Source organism: Paenibacillus alkalitolerans, from assembly GCF_016482785.1.
Classification (GTDB): Bacteria; Bacillota; Bacilli; order Paenibacillales; family YIM-B00363; genus Paenibacillus_AE; species Paenibacillus_AE alkalitolerans.
Genome location: NZ_JAEMXM010000019.1, coordinates 16,791 through 36,289 on the forward strand (window position 1 = coordinate 16,791; position 19,499 = coordinate 36,289).

Below are 19,499 nucleotides of genomic sequence, written 5' to 3' on the forward strand. Positions count from 1 at the left end.
ATAATGCATTTTAAAAGTAAATCCCGATTATTATGATGAAAATATAGATATGAAGTATTCATTTTCGATAAACGAGGTGGTCCATTGTGAAAACCGAACAAGTGCAAACAGATATAACGGTCGTCGGCGGAGGATTGGCCGGAGTATGCGCAGCGGTCGCCGCGGCAAGGCTTGGACGAACTGTTGCGCTCGTACAAAATAGGCCCGTCTTGGGCGGAAATGCAAGCAGTGAAGTCCGGGTGTGGGTTTGCGGCGCTACTGGGCACGGTACGAACCGTTATGCGAGGGAAACGGGGATTATGGGCGAAATGTTTGTTGAGAATCAGTACCGCAATCCCGACGGGAACCCGTATCTTTGGGATTTGGTCGTATTGGAAACGGTGCGCGCCGAGCCGAATATTCAATTATTCTTAAATACGGACGTGCATGAAGTGGAAGCGGAAGGCGAGGAGAGCAACAGGGAGATTCGCTCCGTTACAGGATGGATGATGGGGTCGGAGCGCCGGATTCGATTCGAGAGCAAGATGTATTTGGATTGTACCGGTGACGGATTGGTCGGATTTCTGGCAGGCGCCAAATACCGGATCGGCCGGGAAGCGCGTCACGAATACAATGAAGAATGGGCTCCGGAAGTTGCCGACGACATTACGCTGGGGAGCACGATTTTATTCTATACCAAAGACGCCGGTCATCCGGTGAAGTTCGTTCCGCCGGGCTTTGCCAAAGATATTACGGAAACATCGATTCCGATCCGCCGGGTCATCCGCAGCGGCGACAGCGGATGCCATTATTGGTGGATCGAATGGGGCGGCGAATTGGATACGGTTCACGACAACGAACGCATTCGCGACGAGTTGTGGTCCGTCATCTACGGCATCTGGGATTATATTAAAAACTCGGGCAAGTTCGACGCGGATACGATGACATTGGAGTGGGTCGGCTCCATTCCCGGTAAACGCGAATACCGCCGTTTCTTAGGCGACTATGTGTTGAACCAGAACGACATTATTGCCCAGAGGGAGTTTGAAGACCGGATTGCGTTCGGGGGATGGTCGATCGATCTGCATCCGCCGAAAGGAATGTATGCCGAAGAGAGCGGCTCCAAGCATATGCATGCTGACGGGATCTATCATATACCGTTCCGATCTTTGTATTCTGCAAACGTATCCAACCTGATGTTCGCCGGTCGGGACATCAGCGCAACCCACGTCGCTTTCGGGACGACCCGGGTCATGGCCACATGCGCCGTCATCGGTGAAGCGGCGGGCAGCGGCGCCGCTTTGAGCGTGGAGAAAGGCATCACCCCGAGACAGCTGCACAGTGACCACATGAAACAATTGCAGCAGGTGATGCTGCGTCAGGACGCTTCCATTATCGGCCTTCATAACGAGGACGCGAACGATTTGGCGCGGACGGCTTCCGTATCCGCTTCAAGCGTTTACAAGACATTACGAGTAGAGAATGGGAAAGAAACATACCGGCTTACCCAGGACGTCGGTATTCTCGTGCCGGTGGAACCGCGTCTGGACGTGATCGAGCTTCTGATCGATGCTGCGGAACCGACCGTTCTAGAAGCGGAGCTGTGGGATACGGGACGCAAGGAAAATTATGTTCCCGCCAACAAGAGAACCGAAGCGCGCGTCGAAGTTCCGGCCGGAACCAAACAATGGGTTCGGTTCGAAGTGCCTTGGACGCCTGATGAGCCGGCAAATGCGTTCATCATCATAAAAGCGAACGAAAACATTCATCTTTATTTATCCGATATTCCTGTGTTCGGCGTTCTCTCGTTCGAAAAGCGCGCGAAGCCGAATGCGGCGAAAACTCTCGAGGATCATGACGACTTGCAGCCGGTTGTGCTCTGGAGCATGAAAAGCTTGGTCCGCGAACCGTTCTGCTTCCGAATGTACCCGGAGACGACCGCTTATAGCGAAGAAAAATTGATCGACGGATACGTTCGACCGTACGGCACTCCGCATCTGTGGATGTCCGAGCCGATGAAGGCGGGAACGGAAGAGTGGGTGCAATTGGAGTGGGACCGCAGCCGGGCTGTCCGGCAGGTTCATATTACCTTTAACGACGATGTAAACGAGGATTTGATCAACCTGCATCATCACCGGACACCGTTCGATATTATTCCGGAATTGGTGAAAGACTACCGGGTGGAAGCGAAGGTTAACGGGGAATGGGTCGTACTTGTGAGCGTTAAAGACAACCGGAAGCGAAAAAGACTGCACCGTCTTGACGAACCTGTGCAGTCTGACCGAATCCGGCTGGTGGTGGAATCGACGAACGGAAGCCCGTTCGCGCAAGCGGTCGAGATGAGGGTATACGTGTAAGTGATGTGTCATGTGAATATATACTCGTAATTTGCTGTTTATTTTGTGCATAATTATGCTAAAATGTAGTCAGATGTAATATGATTCAAGGAGTGAGTAAGTATGCCTGCAATCCGTCCCATTTCCGACTTAAGAAATAACGCGAATGAAATTTCCGAATTTTGCCATAGAGAGAGGGAGCCTGTATTCATTACCAAGAATGGTACCGGTGACATGGTCGTTATGAGCATCGAGCAGTATGAACGCCAGCAAGCTTTAATCGAATTATACGGCAAATTGTCCGAAGCCGAAGCGGAGATTGCAAACGGAGCCTCCGGAGAGAACTTCATGGAAGTGGCAAGTAAGCTAAGGTCCAACATTCGTGGAAAAATATAAAGTTCTGATCTTCCCTGCGGCGCAGAGGGATTTACAGGAAATTATCGATTATATTAATGATCAAACTTCCTTTGAGGATATTCGGCTGTATGATGGGATAGTAGATCAAGTAGTGTCGCTTGCAGAATTGCCTTACCGGTATCCGCTAATGAAAAATCCCATTCTTCGAGCAAAAGGTTACCGCGTTCTTGTGGTGCAATCTTATCTTGTGTTTTATGTGGTAGTTGGCGATTCGGTGCAGATCAGACGTATTCTGCATGGTAAGCGGCAATATGAGTTGTTATTATAATGTTTCGCGGCCTGTGCCGCGTCAGACTGTCGACAAAGTCGGCAGTCTTTCTTTTTTTGGGAAAAAATTCTTTTTCAAATGATGTAGCGGAATCGGAAGCAACGCCGTCTATAAGTGTACGGAGGTGGTTACATGGCGAGGCCGGCCGGCCAAGACGAAAAATCATGCTTCCCCAAGGAACCCTCCTCAGCGCTTGAAAAGATGATGACGGATTACGGTTCGGCGGTGTTGCGCACAGCGTATTTTTACCTGGGAGATCAGCATCTTGCCGAAGACGTAAGCCAAGAAGTATTCATTCGAGCCTATAAAAACTGGTCGACCTTCCGAGGGGACAGCAGTGTGAAAACATGGCTGACAAGAATAACCATCAATTTGTGCAAAGACAAGTTGGGCTTAAAGATGGGGTTGGAGCAACCGACAGACCCGTTGCTTCTGAAGAAGACAGAGAGTTACAGCGTCGAAGATGAGGCCATGGACCGTTTAAGCCGGACTGCAATCCTCAAGCATGTCGTCAAGCTTCCTTCCCAATACCATGAGGTCATCTATCTGTATTACTATCTCGATCTGACGACACGCGAGATTGCCGAGGCAACCGGATCTTCCGAAGGAACGGTTCGAGGCAGACTTCATCGAGCAAGAGAATTACTGGGGGAATACCTGGAGAGGGAGGGATTGGCATTATGAGCATCTCGGATCGGGACATTCGTGAACAACTCAAGATTGAAGCCGACGAGCTGCTGTTTGGAAATGTTCAATTCGATTCCCGGCTGAAAGATAAGGTGCTACAGAGTTCACTAAAGGGATATGAGCGACCTTCGATTAAAGACAAGTTCAATTACAGCTGGAGGAGACGGCTTTCGGGCTTTGCGGTCGCCGCCGCCGTTGCGGGTTTTCTGTTTGTCGTCGCCCCGTCGATTTCCGAGTCGCCGGCACCGCCACCTACGACGCTGCAGGATCCGGGTGAAGGGATTCAGGGGAACGTCGATCTGCCGCCTGCAACCGGTGTGCAGCCGTCGGATACGCCGTTTAAGGCATCAGACGGTCCTCCAAGCACCGTCAAAGACATAACATGGCAGCTTCAATCGGTTGAAGAGGCGAACGAGCAGTTCGGCAGTGCATTGTTCATTCCGTCGTTTATACCGGACGGCTACAAACTTCAAAGTATTAATGCTTCCGGACCTCAGGCGGACGAGGTAATGAGCGTCACATTCAGTTATGTCTCTGGCGAAGGTTCGTTCGAACTGACCGCAAGCGAACTAGCGGAGCCGTATATTGCGGAAGACGTTAAGACGGTCGACATCAACGGCTTCACCGGCTATATGAAATCCGGCGAAACCGATCAATCCACTGAACTGCACTGGAACGCGAGCGGCGTCCGGTATACATTGACGGGAAAGCTGTCCGAAGATGAAGCTTTATCAGTCGCCAGATCGATGGCCATGAATAATGAATCCATAGGAGGCAAAAAATAATGACAAATAATAAGTTTTCCGTAAAAGTAAGCTTGACTAAGGTGTTAATTATCGGCGGTTGTTTGGCCGTGTTTTCGGCAGGCGCCGCGCTTGCCGCACCGCAGAACGTAACCGTATCCGCAGCTGAAAACCAACAAACCGTTACCGAAGCCGATTTGCTTCAAAAGCAAAAGGAAATTGACGAATTCGTATTCGAGCAAGGCAAAGACGAAATCGCGAAACAAGGCTTCACGGTGACCAATACGGGACCTATGGACGGTTATGTCGAGATTGGAATCACTCCTTATACCGAAGCCCATGCGGAGTACTTGTATGAGAAGTTCGGCCGCGATATCGTGAAGGTCGTTGAAGGAGTGCAGGCCACAACGTTGATGGCGACGACTGAAGCTCCCGCGCCTGCGGCCGATCAAGCGGCTGAGGATGCGCTTCTGCAAAAGCAAAACGAGATCAATGATTTTGTCTTCGGGCAGGGCAAAGACGAGATCGCGCAGCAAGGATTTACTGTAACCTATACCAGACCGAACAACGGTTATGTGGAAATCGGTATTACTCCATACAATGAGAGCCATGCGGAATATCTCTATGAGAAATTCGGCCGTGACATCGTGAAAGTAGTGGAGGGGGAGCAAGCGGTAACGTTCAGCACGCAGGCGGTTGATCAAGCGCAAGCTGAAGCCAGCGCGAATGCGCCCGCAGCCTCAGGTGCGTCCGTCTCGTTGCCTGTCGTATTCTCGGTAGTGGGAGCGGTAGTATTGGCAGGCCTCATCATCGCAATCCGCAAGCTGCGGTTATCGGGAAAATAAGGGAAGTAAAGGGATCTATTCGCATAAGTTTGAGGAGCGTTCGGAAACAACTACTAACACCACTGGTGAAACCCGGTGGTGTTAGTCATTTCATATCCATATGACCGATTTTCCAAGGATCCGCAGGAGATGTTCTTGCCATTTTAAAAATAAACTCCGCCCGTTCCTCTTGACCGTCCCGAACCACGCTGACATCAACGGGTATATCCAACGTCAACAAATCGGCATCGTCTTCCTGCTGGTGAAAATCGGCTCTCTTGCGGATACCTGTTATCGAATCTCTCTCCTGCAGAAAATAAAGAAGCTGCTCATGATTCGCATGCGTGAAGCTCATCTTTAATATTTCGGATTCCTTAAGGTTCATAGCCGCGAAGAAAGTATCCGCAATTTGATACGGCGAAGCGCGGTTGAAATAGTCGTCCAATTCGCCGGCGGCTTTATGCACCATCAATTGATGCTCCAGATCAACCTTTCTCGAGCCATGAGTGGCGCTCCCCAGGAAGAAGATGCAAAAATGACCGGAAAACCCGTTCCCCGGAATGCCGTCGCCTCCGTGCGGCATACCGTTCATCGAGGCAGCCAGCAGATGATCTTCCGTCTTCACCAAAATCGCCTTTCGATTCCAGCTCCACCGCCCGTTGTAAATTTGCTTCATGACGGCGCTGTCTTCTCTTGTCAGCGGCTGCACATCTGCGTGGTTCCTTCCCGCTCTCCGTTGTACATTGAATGATAAGCCCGTTTCCATGTCGATCACTTTAAACTTCTTTTTCCTCGGGATAATGCTTCTGGCGCGTTCCCATGAAGTAAGCTTTCCGTAATGCAGCGATCGCAAGCTGTCCGCATACTCCTTCAGTTTTGTTTTTGCAGCCTTGTCGACTTCGATTATTTCGTGAGTTTGTTCATGAATCAAGCTGCCGTTGCGGTCGACAACATAGGTGGAAGCCGCTCCGCCGTTTCCCGATAAAATTAAATATGTATCCGAAACGGGTATTTCTTCCGCCTGTTTTCGCTTCCGGTGCCGGGCAATCCCCGCAAAAGTTTTATTGTTTATGAACGTGAGCCGAGTCTCCATTTCCGAATCCGGAGAGCTCTTGATAATCAATACGGCTTTATTAGTTTCATCGGAGGCGTGAACATCTGGTGCGGGAAACAATGAAATTAACAAAATAAAGACGGTCACACACTTTATCCTCTTGAACATATCAATCCCCCCAAACAAGTCTCACAGCATTAATTTGCGCATTACATCGAAACAAATTCATATGCCGAAAGCTGCAACAATATTTGCCATTACAGGTTGTCCGCAAGAAACTGCAACTTTGCCAAATAAGTACTATGACTGTACAAAAAAGTACTATTGTAGGTGAAAACCGCAGTACTTACAATGATGGAAACGATTGGGGAGGCAGTGATAATGGTGAAAAAAGCATGGAGGACGGCGGGGGTGTTCCTGTTATGTATGGCATTGCTTGGGTACATGACACCGCCGCAAGCGGCCGCGGGAGCTGAACAGACGCGCCAGATGGAGTATTTGAAGCGAGGCGTCGTCGCGGTGAAGACGGCGGACGGAGTATTCGTCAGCTGGCGGTTCTTGGGTACGGACCCGAAAGATACCGCGTTTAATGTGTATCGCAACGGTGTGAAGTTGAATGAAGCGCCGATGACCGGCGGAACCAACCTGCTGGATGAGGCGGGCGCAAATGACTCTACATATACTGTGTGTCCAGTGCTGAACGGCAAGGAGAAGAAACAGTGCGAAGACGCTCAAGTATGGGATATGAACTACTTGGACGTTCCGCTCGTCAAGCCGGCGGACGGCACGAATCCGGACGGCACCGTTTATACATACAGCGCAAACGATGCTAGCGTCGGGGATTTGGACGGCGACGGCGAGTATGAGATCGTCTTAAAGTGGGACCCGTCCAATTCGAAAGATAATGCTCACAACGGCATCACCGGAGAAGTTTTTGTGGACGCGTATGAACTGGACGGCACGCAGCTTTGGAGAATCGGTCTCGGCCGCAACATACGCGCAGGCGCTCATTATACGCAATTCATGGTATATGATCTGGACGGCGACGGCAAAGCGGAAGTGGCGATGAAGACCGCCGACGGCACTACCGACGCTTCCGGCAACGTGATCGGGGATCCGGACGCCGATTACCGTAATCCTTGGGGGCGTATATTGGATGGACCGGAGTACTTGACGATCTTCGACGGCCAAACAGGAACGGAATTGGTTACGACCGAATACGATCCTCCAAGAGGACCGCTGTCCGAGATGAAGCAGGTTTGGGGCGACGACTACGGCAACCGTGTCGACCGTTTCCTGGCGACGATCGCCTATTTGGACGGAAAGCGGCCCAGCCTGGTCATGGCGCGAGGGTACTACACGAGGACAGTGCTTGTGGCGTATAATTGGCGTGACGGGGAGCTCACGAAGCTGTGGAAGTTTGACAGCGCTGAGCCCGGATTGGAAGGTTACAGCGGTCAAGGAAACCACAATTTGAGCGTGGCGGATGTGGATGAAGACGGCAAGGATGAAATCATTTACGGAGCCATGGCGCTGGATCATAACGGCAAGGGGCTGTACACGACCGGTTTAGGCCACGGCGACGCGATGCATCTTGGCGATTTGGACCCCGCAAGACCAGGATTGGAAGTGTTTCAAGTTCATGAACCGAGAAGCTCGTTATACGGCGCGGAATTCCGCGATGCAGACACCGGTGAGGCGATTTGGGGCGTGTTCACAGGAAGAGATACCGGAAGAGGCATGTCCGCAGATATCGACCCTCGTTATTTGGGCGAGGAAGTGTGGGCTTCGGCCGGGGTCGGTCTGTACACCAGCAACGGCACGAAATTGAGCGATACGACCCCGTCATCCATTAACTTCGGTATTTGGTGGGACGGCGACCTGCTGCGCGAGCTGCTGGATCATAACTGGTCGGGATCAAGCGGAATCGGCAAGATCGATAAGTGGGATTATGAGAATCAGACCACTGTCAACTTGTTGACCGCAACAGGGACGCTTTCCAACAACTGGACGAAGGGAAATCCAAGTTTGCAAGCGGATCTTCTCGGCGATTGGAGAGAAGAGGCGATATGGAGAACGGAGGACAGCTCCGCGCTTCGGATTTATACGACGACTGCACCGACAGATTACCGAATCTATACACTAATGCACGATCCGGTGTACCGTCTGGGAATCGCATGGCAAAATGTAGCCTATAACCAGCCCCCGCATCCAAGCTTTTATCTCGGCGAAGGGATGGAGACCCCGCCGAAGCCGGATCTGTATGTGATCGCTCCCGCCGAAGCGGAAGATGAGCTTGAATAGCTGTTAAAGTGACACCTTAACAGAACGTGAATTGAGATCGCCCTTTCATTACTAGTTAAGCAAACAATTGGGCGGTCTCTTTTTGCATGAATACAAATATCACTGATTTTTTGCGAAAAAGAGCGGTTTTTTAAACCATTTATAGAATGGCAGGCATTATACTATTTTGTAGGGAGGTATTTGAATACGAAAAAATGAAAGCGCTTTTCTGAATTATGTGTGGGGAGTTGATGGCTCTTGCCGAAGAAAGAAGGGAACTTTTATCGTAAAAGCTTAATATGGTTCCTGGTCACCGCAAGCATTCCGGGTCTGATAATCGGGGGCTGCGTCTATTGGTTTGCCGTCGGTTACATCGAACGGGATATAAGCGTTCTCCACCAGCGGCAAATTGCGGAACGGGCGCAAAACATCGACGATCAATTGAGCTATCTGGAAATGAGTTTATCCCATTGGGCATTTACCCCTCGTTTTGGCTCCAACCTGCAGGATTTGAAGTTTATTTACCATTTCAAAGAGACTTGGGACATTTCGAAAACGCTGCTCGTTCTGCAAGGTTCCCACCCGCTCATTCAAAAAGTAGAGCTGTACGTCGGCGGGACAAGTCCGGTTTTGTTTAAACCCGAATACTACAGCATAACCGATCCTGCTCTTATTTCCGGTTACAACCGGATGATCGGGGAGGAGAAACACGTGTACTGGACAAACCGGCTGCCCGCGCCGGAAACAAGCTCGTCCGCCGTTGGCGACCCTATCGTGCTTGTGCATAAGATACCCGGAGACAACAGCGCGCCGTTCGGCGTCATTTCGGTGACTCTCAAGCGGGACAAAGTCATCAACCTGCTGAAGACGATGACCCCTTACAATGAAGGCGTCACCCTGCTTCTCGACGAGGCAGGACATATCGTCGCTTCGGACAATGCCCGCGGTCAAGGAATAAACGCCGCCTTAACGAGTGAAGTGAGCGGCCGAAAAAACTCTTCGGGAACGTTCTTATTCGATTATAACGGGGTTACATACTCCGTGTCTTACGGCAAGATGAAACGCATCGCATCCGACTGGACGTATATATCCGCCGCTCCAATGACGGCTATAACAGGACCCGTTGTGGTCGCTTCAAATATGATCATTGCTGTGAGCGCGTCCGGACTGCTGCTTGCGATCAGTTTGTCGTGGTTCGCATCCCGCAGGGTATACTCTCCCGTCGAGCGGCTCATCGACGATCTGGCTAAAGAGAGACATTCTTTAAGGCAACGGATGGAGGAGCAGCGTCCTCACGCCAGAGCCGGGTTTTTGCTGCAGCTCATTCAAGGGCACTTGAACGCTTACTCGGAAGAAGACTTGAGGAAGAGGATGGAACTGTACGGGTGGGAAGTAGATAACCACCGGTTCCGTATACTGCACATTCAGCTTACTGGACATGAGGCGTTAAATGAACGATTTACACACGGAGACGAAAGTTTGGTTACTTTCGCAGCTGCGAACATCATCGAGGAATTGGCCGCCCAGCAATTGGAGCAATACAGCGTCGTTAATTTTCACGATTTGTCGGTGGCTTTGCTCGTAATGTCGCCTGACTCCGGAATCGAGAACGGAACGGTATCCGATTTGCTGCAAGTACTGGGGGAAGAAATAACGAAAACCGTCAACCGCATCATCAAGATGCAGGTCACGATTACGATCAGCCGGCAAATCGGGAGCATTCAGAGCATTCCGGATTCATTCATGGAAGTCGAACGGGCTGCCGGCTACAGGAAATTCATCAATCAAAACCAAGTGCTTCATATGGATAAGCTGCCGGCGGACTTCGGCGCAGACCGGATTTGCTATCCGTTCGCGTTGGAACGGGACATCATTCAAGCGATGCGAACAGGTAATAAGGAAGAGGCCGAGAGGTCCGTCGCGCAATTTTTACAGGAGCTCTCCACCTATGGCGGCACCGAAATCCATGTGCAGCAAAACATGCTTCAACTGTTGGGCAGCATTCAGCATGCGATATTGCAATCCGGATTGAATACGTACCATTTATTTAAGGGTGACAACATGTTCGGCCAGCTGTCGCAAATCCGCGAACCGGACAAGATGCTGCAGTGGATGAAAGATAAGGTGATCGCACCGTTCATTGAGGAGAGGGAAGCGCGTGCGAATACGCAATTGAAGCGGATTGCGGAACAAATCATCGAATACCTCAATGAGAACTACATGCGCGACATTTCGCTCGATCAATGCGCGGACTTGACAGGAACCAATCCGTATACGCTGAGCAAGCTGTTCAAACAGACGACAGGCATCAACTTTATCGATTATGTTACGGAGCTGCGCATTAACAAGGCGAAAGAGCTGCTTCGGGAAACGGATCTGAAAATCAATGACATTGCGTTTGAGGTCGGCTACCAGCAGCGTTATTTCAATAGAATCTTTAAGAAGCAGGTCGGCGTTACCCCCGGCCAATTCCGGGCATCTTCATAGAGAAATGCAAAAAACGCCTATCGGGCAAAAAAAGTGCCCTATCATGAAAAAACCTTGATTTATCAAGGTTTTTTCACTGCAAAAAAGTAGAATTGAAAGTGTTTGCAAACCCGGAGATACTTCGAATAAACGATGGAAACGGAAAGGGAGAGCAGATGCAAATTACGAGACAAAGAGCGCGGACGGGAATAGCGAAGCAGCGGGTCTGGATGGGCAAATTAAAGAAAGACAAATGGATGTACGCGCTGCTGATGCCGGGATTGATTTACTTCATCGTATTCAAATATTTGCCCATGTGGGGCGTGTTGATTTCATTTCAAAACTACCAACCGTTTGTCGGTTTCTGGAACAGCGAGTGGGTCGGCTTCGAACACTTTCGCAATTTCTTTACAAATCCGGATTTCTTCAGGCTGCTGCGCAACACGTTCATTTTGGCCGTATACGATTTGGTGTTTTTCTTTCCTGCGCCGATTATCGTCGCACTATTGCTGAACGAAGTACGTATCGCCGTGTTCAAGCGATTGGTCCAGACGTTCGTGTACGTGCCGCACTTTATTTCCATGGTTATCGTTGCAAGTATGACATACGTGTTCTTAACGACGGGCGGCGTGTTGAACGAGCTGATCACGTTGGCCACCGGGCAAAGATTCAACTTCTTGTCCGATCCCGCGTGGTTCCGTCCGTTGATCATTCTCCAAATTATGTGGAAGGAAACCGGGTGGGGCACCATCATCTTCTTGGCGGCGCTCGCTTCGGTCGACGTGGAGCAGTATGAAGCGGCCATTGTGGACGGAGCAACCAGGTTTCAAAGACTGATTCATATTACGCTTCCGGCGATCAGCAGCACCATCGTCATATTGCTCATTTTGCGGCTCGGCAATTTTCTTGATAACGGTTTCGAGCAAATATTCCTCATGACGAACTCGTTGAACCGTTCGGTGGCTGACGTGTTTGACACGTATGTGTATTTCGTCGGGATTACGCAAGGAGCGTTCAGCTACAGCACGGCGATCGGCCTGTTCAAATCGGTCGTGGGCATCGTGTTGATTTACGGAAGCAACTGGCTTGCCAAGCGGTTCGGACAAGAAGGGCTATTGTAAGAGGAAGGGAGGGGAAAATGTGCGCAAAAACCACGATACGTTGGGAGAAAAATTATTCGACGTCTTCAATTTCGCTTTTTTGGCCGCCTTCGCGCTCTTAACGGTGCTTCCGTTTATTTATATTATCGCAGGGTCGTTCGCAACGGAGGTGGAGCTGACGGAACGCAAGTTTTTCCTGTTTCCGACCGATCCGTCGCTTGCCGCGTATCAATACATTTTTTCATCGGATACGATTTTTCGGAGCATCGGCAACTCCGTATTCATTACAGTCGCCGGAACATTGACGAATTTGGCTTTTACGCTGTCGATGGCGTATGCGTTATCCCGGAAAGATTTAATGGGCCGCAATATCGTGATGAACCTCGTCATCTTCTCCATGCTCTTCAGCGGCGGGATGATTCCGTCCTATCTGTTAGTGAAAGAGCTTGGGATGCTGGACAGCTATGCCGCGGTCATTTTGCCGGGGGCGATCAGCGCTTTCAGTCTGATCATCATTAAAAACTTCTTCCAGCAGCTGCCGGCCGGCCTGGAAGAATCGGCACGAATAGACGGCTGTTCCGACATGGGCGTGCTATGGCGAATCGTCATACCGCTTTCCAAGCCGGTCATCGCCACGTTCGGATTGTTTTATGCGGTCGGCCACTGGAACAACTTCTTCTCCGCATTGTTGTTCCTGAACGATCACACGAAGTGGCCGCTGCAGGTGATGTTAAGGGAAATCGTCATGCTGTCGCAGCTGGCCGTCGGGGATATGAACAATATGGATCCGAACTTCGTTAAGCCGCCCGATCAGTCCGTGAAGATGGCGGTGATCGTGGTCGGTACGGTTCCGATTCTTATGGTGTACCCGTTTTTACAGAAGCATTTCGCCAAGGGCGTGCTGCTGGGCTCGATCAAAGGGTAGATCATCACCATGCGTGATATCTATATACAAACTGCCATGAAGTAAAAAGGGAGGATAAACGAATGAACGGTAAACGATTGAAGTCAAGGAAAGCCGTCGCGTTGCTGTGTATGGCAATCCTGTTATTGCTCGCGGCATGCTCCGGCGGAGCCGGCGGCAGCGGGCAGGAGGCGGCGCCTCCGAAAGAGGAAACAGCGGATACGGGCGGTACGGAGGGTGATAAAGAAGAGCAGCCGGCCAATCCGGAACCGTTGAAGCTTAGCATTATGGTGCAGGCGTTCGGGACGGAGCTTCCGGAGAACGACAGCATTATCCTGAAGCAGGTGGAAGAGTACACGAACACCGACATTGAGATGCAGTTCGTACCGAACAGCTCTTATGGGGATAAAGTGAACATCACGCTCGCGTCGGGACAGCTTCCGTCGATCATGGTTGTCGACCGCGGTTCGGCAAGCTTCATTAATGCGGCGAGAGCCGGTGCATTCTGGGAGCTCGGGCCTTACTTGAAAGATTATCCGAACTTGAGCCAGGCCAACCCGATCATATTGCACAACTCGTCCGTCGACGGGAAAACATACGGCATCTACCGCGGCAGGACGTTGGGCCGGATGGGCATGATCATCAACAAGGTTTGGATGGATAACCTCGGCCTTCAGCCGCCGAAGACGATCGACGAGTTTTACAACCTGTTGAAAGCGTTCAAGGAGGACGATCCGGACCGGGACGGCAAGGACGATACGTACGGAATCGTCATTACGAAGTATGCCGGCCCATGGGACATTATGCAGGTATGGTTCGGCGCGCCGAACAAGTGGGGCGAAGGACCGGACGGCAAGCTTGTGCCGACTCACCTGACGCCGGAATATAGGGAAGCGCTGAAGTTTTTCCGCAAATTGTATGCGGAAGGGCTCGTCAATGAAGACTTTGCGGTGATGGACCCCGCGGTGTGGATGGACCCGATGGTGAACGAGCAAGCCGGCGTTGTCGTCGACGTGGCGGATATGGGCCGCCGGATCGACGGAAAGATGCAGGACAAGGCGAAGCGGGATGAGCCGTATATGAGCGTGTTCCAAGCGCCGGTGGGACCGAAGGGACACCGCGACATGCCGACCTCCGGTTACTCGGGCGTTCTAGCCGTCTCCAAGTCAGCGGTCAAAACCGAAGAAGAATTGAAGCGTGTGCTGGAGTTCCTGGATAAGCTCAACGATGAGGAGATGCAGATGCTGCTCGGATACGGCGTTGAAGGCCGCCACTACAATATGGTCGACGGCTACATCAAACCGATCGAATCGGAAGATCCGGCGCTGAAGAAAGAAAGAGAGAGCTTGAACCAGATGCTTATGTTCATCGGGCCGACGACTCCGACGCTTGAGCCGACTCCGATCAACAAGATGGTGGCGGACGTTCAGAAGGCGAATGAGGAAATCGTCGTCGGCAACCCTGCGGAGCCGTTGGTGTCGGAAGTATACGCGCAGAAAGGTCAGCAGCTGGATAACATCATTGCCGACGCCCGCATTCAGTACATTGTCGGACAGATCGACGATCAAGGTCTCCAGGCAGCAATAGATTTGTGGCGGAAAACAGGAGGAGACGAGTACGTGGAAGAAATAAATAAGCTGTACGAAGCGACAAAACAATAACGGTTTTACGGATGGACAGTGCCGCGCGATTCGAGCTTCGCGTGCGGCACTGTCCTCTCATGCTTGGAAGCGCTTCGGTAACATTCGGTTCAATCGGGAGGGGAAGCGGAAGTTGAAGTTGAAGTTGACAAAGAAAGAGCCTGTACTCCTAAAGAAGATCGATATTTCGCGTGCGGGATTACGAAACAAGATGCTGTTGGGGGATATCGACGGAGACGGACGGATGGAAATCGTAATGGTGCAGCCGGACGGGGGGATCGACGACCGGTACGTCCCGCATCAAGTGCAATGTTTGACGGCTTTCGATTTGGACGGAAATATGCTTTGGCAGCAAGGTACGCCCGATCCGAACGCGGGGAAGCCCGGCTCCGATTATCCTGCGCAAATATACGACATTGACGGAGACGGCTTCAACGAAGTGCTCTGCGTAATGAATAAGAAGTTTCTCATTCTGGACGGCCGGACGGGACAGGTGAAGAGGGCGTTCGATTTGCCCGGGCCAGAAGCGCACGACTGCATCATTATCGCCAATTTGTCCGGAGGACCGCATGCTCAAGACATCATTTTGAAGGACAGATATAAGAATTTATGGGCGTTGGATCGCGATTTTCGCTTATTATGGACTTTCGAAGGCAATCCCGGACACTTCCCTTGGGCATTCGATTACGACGGCGACGGACGCGACGAGGTGATGGCCGGTTACGATATGCTCGATCACGACGGGACAAAGCTGTGGTCATGCGAGGATCTTGACGATCATGCGGACTGCATTTGGGTCGGCGATGTCGACGGCGATGCGTCCAACGGTGATGAGATCGTAATCGGAGGAAGCGTAACGGTCATGTACGACCGGTACGGCAAGGAGCTGTGGCGTTACGACGGATCGATCGAATCCCAGCATGTCGCTTTGGGGAAATTTAGGGACGACTTGCCGGGCTTGCAAATCGCCGGGTTGGACCGGATCGTTCGGGGGGATACCGGCGGCTCAGAGAGCGGCAAAGACGGGATGTTCCTGCTTGATTGCAGCGGAAAGGAAGTATGGAAAGAAGATAGAAAGACGAAAGGATGGCTGACGATCATCGAGACGCTGAGCCGTTGGGATGACGGTACGCTGGACTACATATTAGCCTACCGCAGAGGCGGAGGAGTGAACCCGGCGCTATACGACGGCTATATGAATGAGGTTGTGACGTTCCCGGTTGACGGTTACGTCGCGCATGCCGATCTGACGGGGAGCGGACGCGAGCAAGTTATTATTTATAGCGATTCGGAGGCGTATATTTTTGGGAGCACTGGCGGCGGACTATCGGCTGCGGCTCCGGGGACGCCGCTGCCGCAACCGAAGCGGCTGTACAGCTCCACTCTTTATCCGGGAGGACAGTATACGAGATGAAGACGGGCATGACTGTGCAATTGGGTGATTTGCTCTACGAGAATAAATTAAGAGATACATCGGATACGCAAGGATTTGTTTTGGAAGGCGACGGCGCCGTCACGTTTCCGATGGGGAGAATGAGGCTGGAAAGCACGAGGCATCCCGACGAAGGACAGGCGGCAAATATCGTCTATTGGTGCCCGGAGTCGTTCCCGGACAATGTCGCCCTCAATTGGAGCTTTTGGCCTGTCCGGCAGCCCGGGCTGTGCATCCTGTTTTTCTGCGCGGCCGGGCGGCATGGAGAAGATTTGTTCTCGCCTGCGCTTAGTGGAAGAGACGGAATATATGATCAGTACCATCACGGAGATATCAACGCGTACCACGTGTCGTATTTTCGAAAGACGTATGCAACGGAACGCAGGTTTCAAACGTGCAACTTAAGGAAGAGCTACGGTTTCCATATGGTGGCGCAAGGCGCGGATCCGATTCCGCCGGTCGTCGATTGCGATCCGCCGTACCGGATGCAGGTCATCAAATACGGTCCTCATATTTCCTTTTCTATTGACGGCTTGCCGATCTTTCATTTCATTGACGACGGAGACACGTACGGACCGGTGCTGACCGGCGGGAAAATCGGGTTCCGCCAAATGGCGCCCTTGATTGCCGAATATTCGGATTTGCAGGTGCATGCGGTGAAAGAGTTGAATTTCGGGAGTTGATTGACCATGGATACGAAACATATAAGATTATCTTGGCTTGGCGTACATCCGGCGCTGCCGGCGGGCGTGACGTGGGGAGTTCCTTGGAAAGAGGGGGAGCTTTCGAGGGACACTCCGTTCACATTGACCGGAGCGAGCGGCAAGCCGGTGCCTGTCCAGAGCCGGCCGACGGCATATTGGCCGGACGGAAGCGTGAAATGGACGGCGCATTCCGCCGCGATTACGGACGGAACGGAAGAAGAGTATACACTGCAACAAGGCGGCGATAAAGCGGAAGGTTCGCCGCTTTCCATCACGGAGGCCGAGGAATATATCGACATAAACACGGGCAGTTTGGTCTGCCGTTTGAACCGGACGGGCGCTTCTCTCATTCGGGACATTGTTCGGGAAGGCAAGCGGGTATGCTCGGATGGAAAATTGACCGGCATTCTCGAACAATACCACACCGTCACCGGAGTGAAAACCGTCAAGCAGCTGGCGTTTGAAAGCCTGATCGCGAAGGCCGAGGTGGAACAAGCCGGCCCGATTCGCGCGGTTGTTAAGCTGACCGGCCGTCACCGGATAGCAGGGGAATCGCGGAAATGGCTGCCGTTTACGCTGCGTTTATACTTTTTCGCGAATTTGGATTCAATAAGGCTGGTACATACTTTTCTTTACGACGGCAACCCGCATCAAGATTATATTAAAGGATTAGGCATTCGTTTCTCCGTTCCGGTGAGCGGTCCGTTGTACAACCGGCACGTGCGCTTCGCCGGCGATACGGGATGGTTCAGCGAGTCGCCGAAGGGGCTGATGACATTCCGTTTGCCTGACAGGCAGCGGGAACTGTACGTGCGGCAAACCGCCGGGCAGTTCATCGCATTGGACGGGGAGCAGGACGCGGGACTCGCCGCATTACTTGAGGATTCTCCGGTATGGAACGGCTTTAAACTCGTGCAAAATTCTTCGGATTCGTACACGATTGTGAAACGGACGAAAGAAGGGTGCGGTTGGATCCGTTCGGCCGTCGGACGAAGATCCGGCGGGCTCGTGTATATCGGTGGGGAAGATGGCGGTTTGGCGGTAGGCGTGAGGCATTTTTGGCAGAAGTTGCCTTCCGCTTTGGAGGTTGACGATTTGTCCAAAGACCATGCGTCGCTTACGGTTTGGTTCTGGTCACCGGATAGTCCGGCCATGGATCTGCGGCATTATGATACGGAAACGCACGTGAAATCTTGCTATGAAGGCGCGGACGAGCTGCGAAGCACTCCTTATGGAGTCGGGAACACGAACGAAATGACGTTGTGGTGCTGCGGCCGGACGCCGGATTTCGAAACGTTGGACCACATGGTCCGGGAGAAGAATTCGCCACCGCTGTTAGTTTGCGAGCCGGAGCAGTATTATCGGACGAAAGCGCTCGGCGTTTGGAGCTTGCCGGACCGAAGCACACCGTTGAAAGCTCAGCTCGAGGATACGTTGGACGCGCTTGTGCGGTTTTACTTGGAGGAGATCGAGCAGCGCGGCTGGTACGGCTTCTGGGATTACGGGGACGTCATGCACAGCTACGATCCGGTGCGCCATACGTGGAGGTACGACATCGGCGGCTGCGCTTGGCAAAATACGGAGCTGGCTCCGAATATTTGGCTTTGGTACATGTTCCTTCGCACCGGAAGGGAAGATGTATTCCGTCTGGCGGAAGCGATGGCAAGACACACAAGTGAGGTCGATGTGTATCATATCGGGGAGTACGCGGGGCTTGGGTCAAGGCACAATGTGCTGCATTGGGGCTGCGGCTGCAAGGAAGCGCGGATCGGTATGGCCGGGCTGCATAAGTTTTATTACTACTTGACGGCGGACGAGCGCATTGGGGATATTATGGATGAAGTGAAGGACGCGGACTATACGACGCTTCATCTGGATCCGATGCGAGCCTATTATCCGAAAGACGAATTTCCTACCCATACGCGCAGCGGTCCGGATTGGGCGGCATTTTGTTCGAATTGGCTCGTGCAATGGGAGCGGCATGAAGATACGGCTTACAGAGACAAGATGCTCAAAGGCATACAATGCCTGAAGGACATGCCGTACCGGCTGCTTACGGGGCCTGTGTTTGGGTACGACCCGAAATCCGGCGATTTGATGCATATGGGCCACGAAAATTACGGCCATCATCTGATCATCTGCATGGGCGGAGCGCAGGTTTGGACGGAGATGTCGATGCTGTTAAAGGATCCGGAGTGGGATGGGATGTTGGCGGAGTTCGGAGAATTTTACAATCTTCCGAATGAAGAGAAATCCCGCAGAACGTCCGGCGCGATTCAAGGAAAGGAGTGGAACATCCCTATGCTTTCTACGGCGATGATGGCGTTCTCGGCCGCTCATACGAATAACGGGCAGCTGGCAAAAGAAGCATGGGATTATTTGCTTGGGGGAAATATGGGTTGGAATATCCGGATGCCGTTGGAGTCCGAGCCGGTTCCCCGCGATGAGTACGTCAGACACATTCGCGAAATTCCTTGGATATCTACCAACACCGCGTCGCAATGGTCTATCAATGTCATTGTTTGTTTGGAACTGATCGGTAAATATTTATCGGAAGAAGGAGAACGGAGCAATGCCGCAGCTGGGTCGATACGATGATGATGGCGGGTTACTACCTGCTTCGGAGGCGTTGGCGTTCTTCGCATCGTTGTTAAAACGGGGA

General features: G+C 52.0%; 15 protein-coding genes. 14 read left to right on the plus strand and 1 reads right to left on the minus strand.

Annotation, left to right across the window (positions count from 1 at the left end):
• The first annotated feature begins 86 nt into the window (after nucleotides 1-86).
• The 6 genes from JET16_RS22605 to JET16_RS22630 all read left to right on the plus strand — a co-directional run bounded on the left by JET16_RS22605 (nucleotide 87) and on the right by JET16_RS22630 (nucleotide 5,275).
• Entirely contained in the window at nucleotides 87-2,336 is a 2,250-nt protein-coding gene (locus JET16_RS22605; protein ID WP_199620719.1) for an FAD-dependent oxidoreductase, read from the plus strand.
• A 102-nt stretch (nucleotides 2,337-2,438) separates the two neighbouring features.
• A complete protein-coding gene (locus tag JET16_RS22610; protein WP_199620720.1) occupies nucleotides 2,439-2,711 on the plus strand; it encodes a type II toxin-antitoxin system Phd/YefM family antitoxin in 273 nt (90 codons plus the stop codon).
• Entirely contained in the window at nucleotides 2,698-3,000 is a 303-nt protein-coding gene (locus tag JET16_RS22615; protein WP_199620721.1) for a type II toxin-antitoxin system RelE/ParE family toxin, read from the plus strand. Before JET16_RS22610 ends, JET16_RS22615 begins: the two co-directional genes overlap by 14 nt.
• Before the next feature lie 132 nt (nucleotides 3,001-3,132).
• Nucleotides 3,133-3,684 carry a sigma-70 family RNA polymerase sigma factor gene (locus tag JET16_RS22620; protein WP_199620722.1) on the plus strand — a complete coding sequence of 184 codons (552 nt, stop codon included), beginning with the start codon at nucleotides 3,133-3,135 and terminating at the stop codon, nucleotides 3,682-3,684.
• Nucleotides 3,681-4,472 (plus strand): DUF4367 domain-containing protein, encoded by a 792-nt coding sequence (locus tag JET16_RS22625; protein ID WP_199620724.1) that lies wholly within the window; start codon nucleotides 3,681-3,683, stop codon nucleotides 4,470-4,472. The genes JET16_RS22620 and JET16_RS22625 overlap by 4 nt, the downstream gene beginning before the upstream one ends.
• Nucleotides 4,472-5,275 carry a hypothetical protein gene (locus JET16_RS22630; RefSeq protein WP_199620726.1) on the plus strand — a complete coding sequence of 268 codons (804 nt, stop codon included), beginning with the start codon at nucleotides 4,472-4,474 and terminating at the stop codon, nucleotides 5,273-5,275. Before JET16_RS22625 ends, JET16_RS22630 begins: the two co-directional genes overlap by 1 nt.
• 85 nt (nucleotides 5,276-5,360) lie before the next feature.
• Here JET16_RS22630 and JET16_RS22635 read toward each other — a convergent pair whose 3' ends face one another.
• Nucleotides 5,361-6,476: a hypothetical protein gene (locus JET16_RS22635; protein ID WP_199620729.1), complete on the minus strand. Its 1,116-nt coding sequence runs from the start codon at nucleotides 6,474-6,476 to the stop codon at nucleotides 5,361-5,363.
• A 258-nt stretch (nucleotides 6,477-6,734) separates the two neighbouring features.
• Between JET16_RS22635 and JET16_RS22640 the strand changes: the two genes are divergently transcribed.
• From JET16_RS22640 to JET16_RS22675, 8 genes are all read left to right on the plus strand, one after another.
• The gene (locus JET16_RS22640) at nucleotides 6,735-8,612 is read left to right on the plus strand and encodes a rhamnogalacturonan lyase (RefSeq protein WP_233532096.1); all 1,878 of its coding nucleotides are present in this window, start codon (nucleotides 6,735-6,737) and stop codon (nucleotides 8,610-8,612) included.
• A gap of 237 nt (nucleotides 8,613-8,849) precedes the next feature.
• A complete protein-coding gene (locus JET16_RS22645) occupies nucleotides 8,850-11,078 on the plus strand; it encodes a helix-turn-helix domain-containing protein (protein WP_199620735.1) in 2,229 nt (742 codons plus the stop codon).
• A gap of 209 nt (nucleotides 11,079-11,287) precedes the next feature.
• A complete protein-coding gene (locus tag JET16_RS22650) occupies nucleotides 11,288-12,178 on the plus strand; it encodes an ABC transporter permease (protein WP_407673181.1) in 891 nt (296 codons plus the stop codon).
• Between the two features lie 19 nt (nucleotides 12,179-12,197).
• Nucleotides 12,198-13,082 (plus strand): carbohydrate ABC transporter permease, encoded by an 885-nt coding sequence (locus JET16_RS22655; protein ID WP_199620741.1) that lies wholly within the window; start codon nucleotides 12,198-12,200, stop codon nucleotides 13,080-13,082.
• Between the two features lie 62 nt (nucleotides 13,083-13,144).
• Nucleotides 13,145-14,722 carry an extracellular solute-binding protein gene (locus JET16_RS22660; protein ID WP_199620743.1) on the plus strand — a complete coding sequence of 526 codons (1,578 nt, stop codon included), beginning with the start codon at nucleotides 13,145-13,147 and terminating at the stop codon, nucleotides 14,720-14,722.
• Between the two features lie 190 nt (nucleotides 14,723-14,912).
• Nucleotides 14,913-16,115 (plus strand): hypothetical protein, encoded by a 1,203-nt coding sequence (locus tag JET16_RS22665; RefSeq protein ID WP_233532100.1) that lies wholly within the window; start codon nucleotides 14,913-14,915, stop codon nucleotides 16,113-16,115.
• Nucleotides 16,112-16,816 carry a DUF1961 family protein gene (locus tag JET16_RS22670; protein WP_199620745.1) on the plus strand — a complete coding sequence of 235 codons (705 nt, stop codon included), beginning with the start codon at nucleotides 16,112-16,114 and terminating at the stop codon, nucleotides 16,814-16,816. The genes JET16_RS22665 and JET16_RS22670 overlap by 4 nt, the downstream gene beginning before the upstream one ends.
• A gap of 6 nt (nucleotides 16,817-16,822) precedes the next feature.
• Entirely contained in the window at nucleotides 16,823-19,435 is a 2,613-nt protein-coding gene (locus JET16_RS22675) for an exo-rhamnogalacturonan lyase family protein (RefSeq protein ID WP_199620747.1), read from the plus strand.
• The last annotated feature ends 64 nt before the right edge of the window (nucleotides 19,436-19,499 follow it).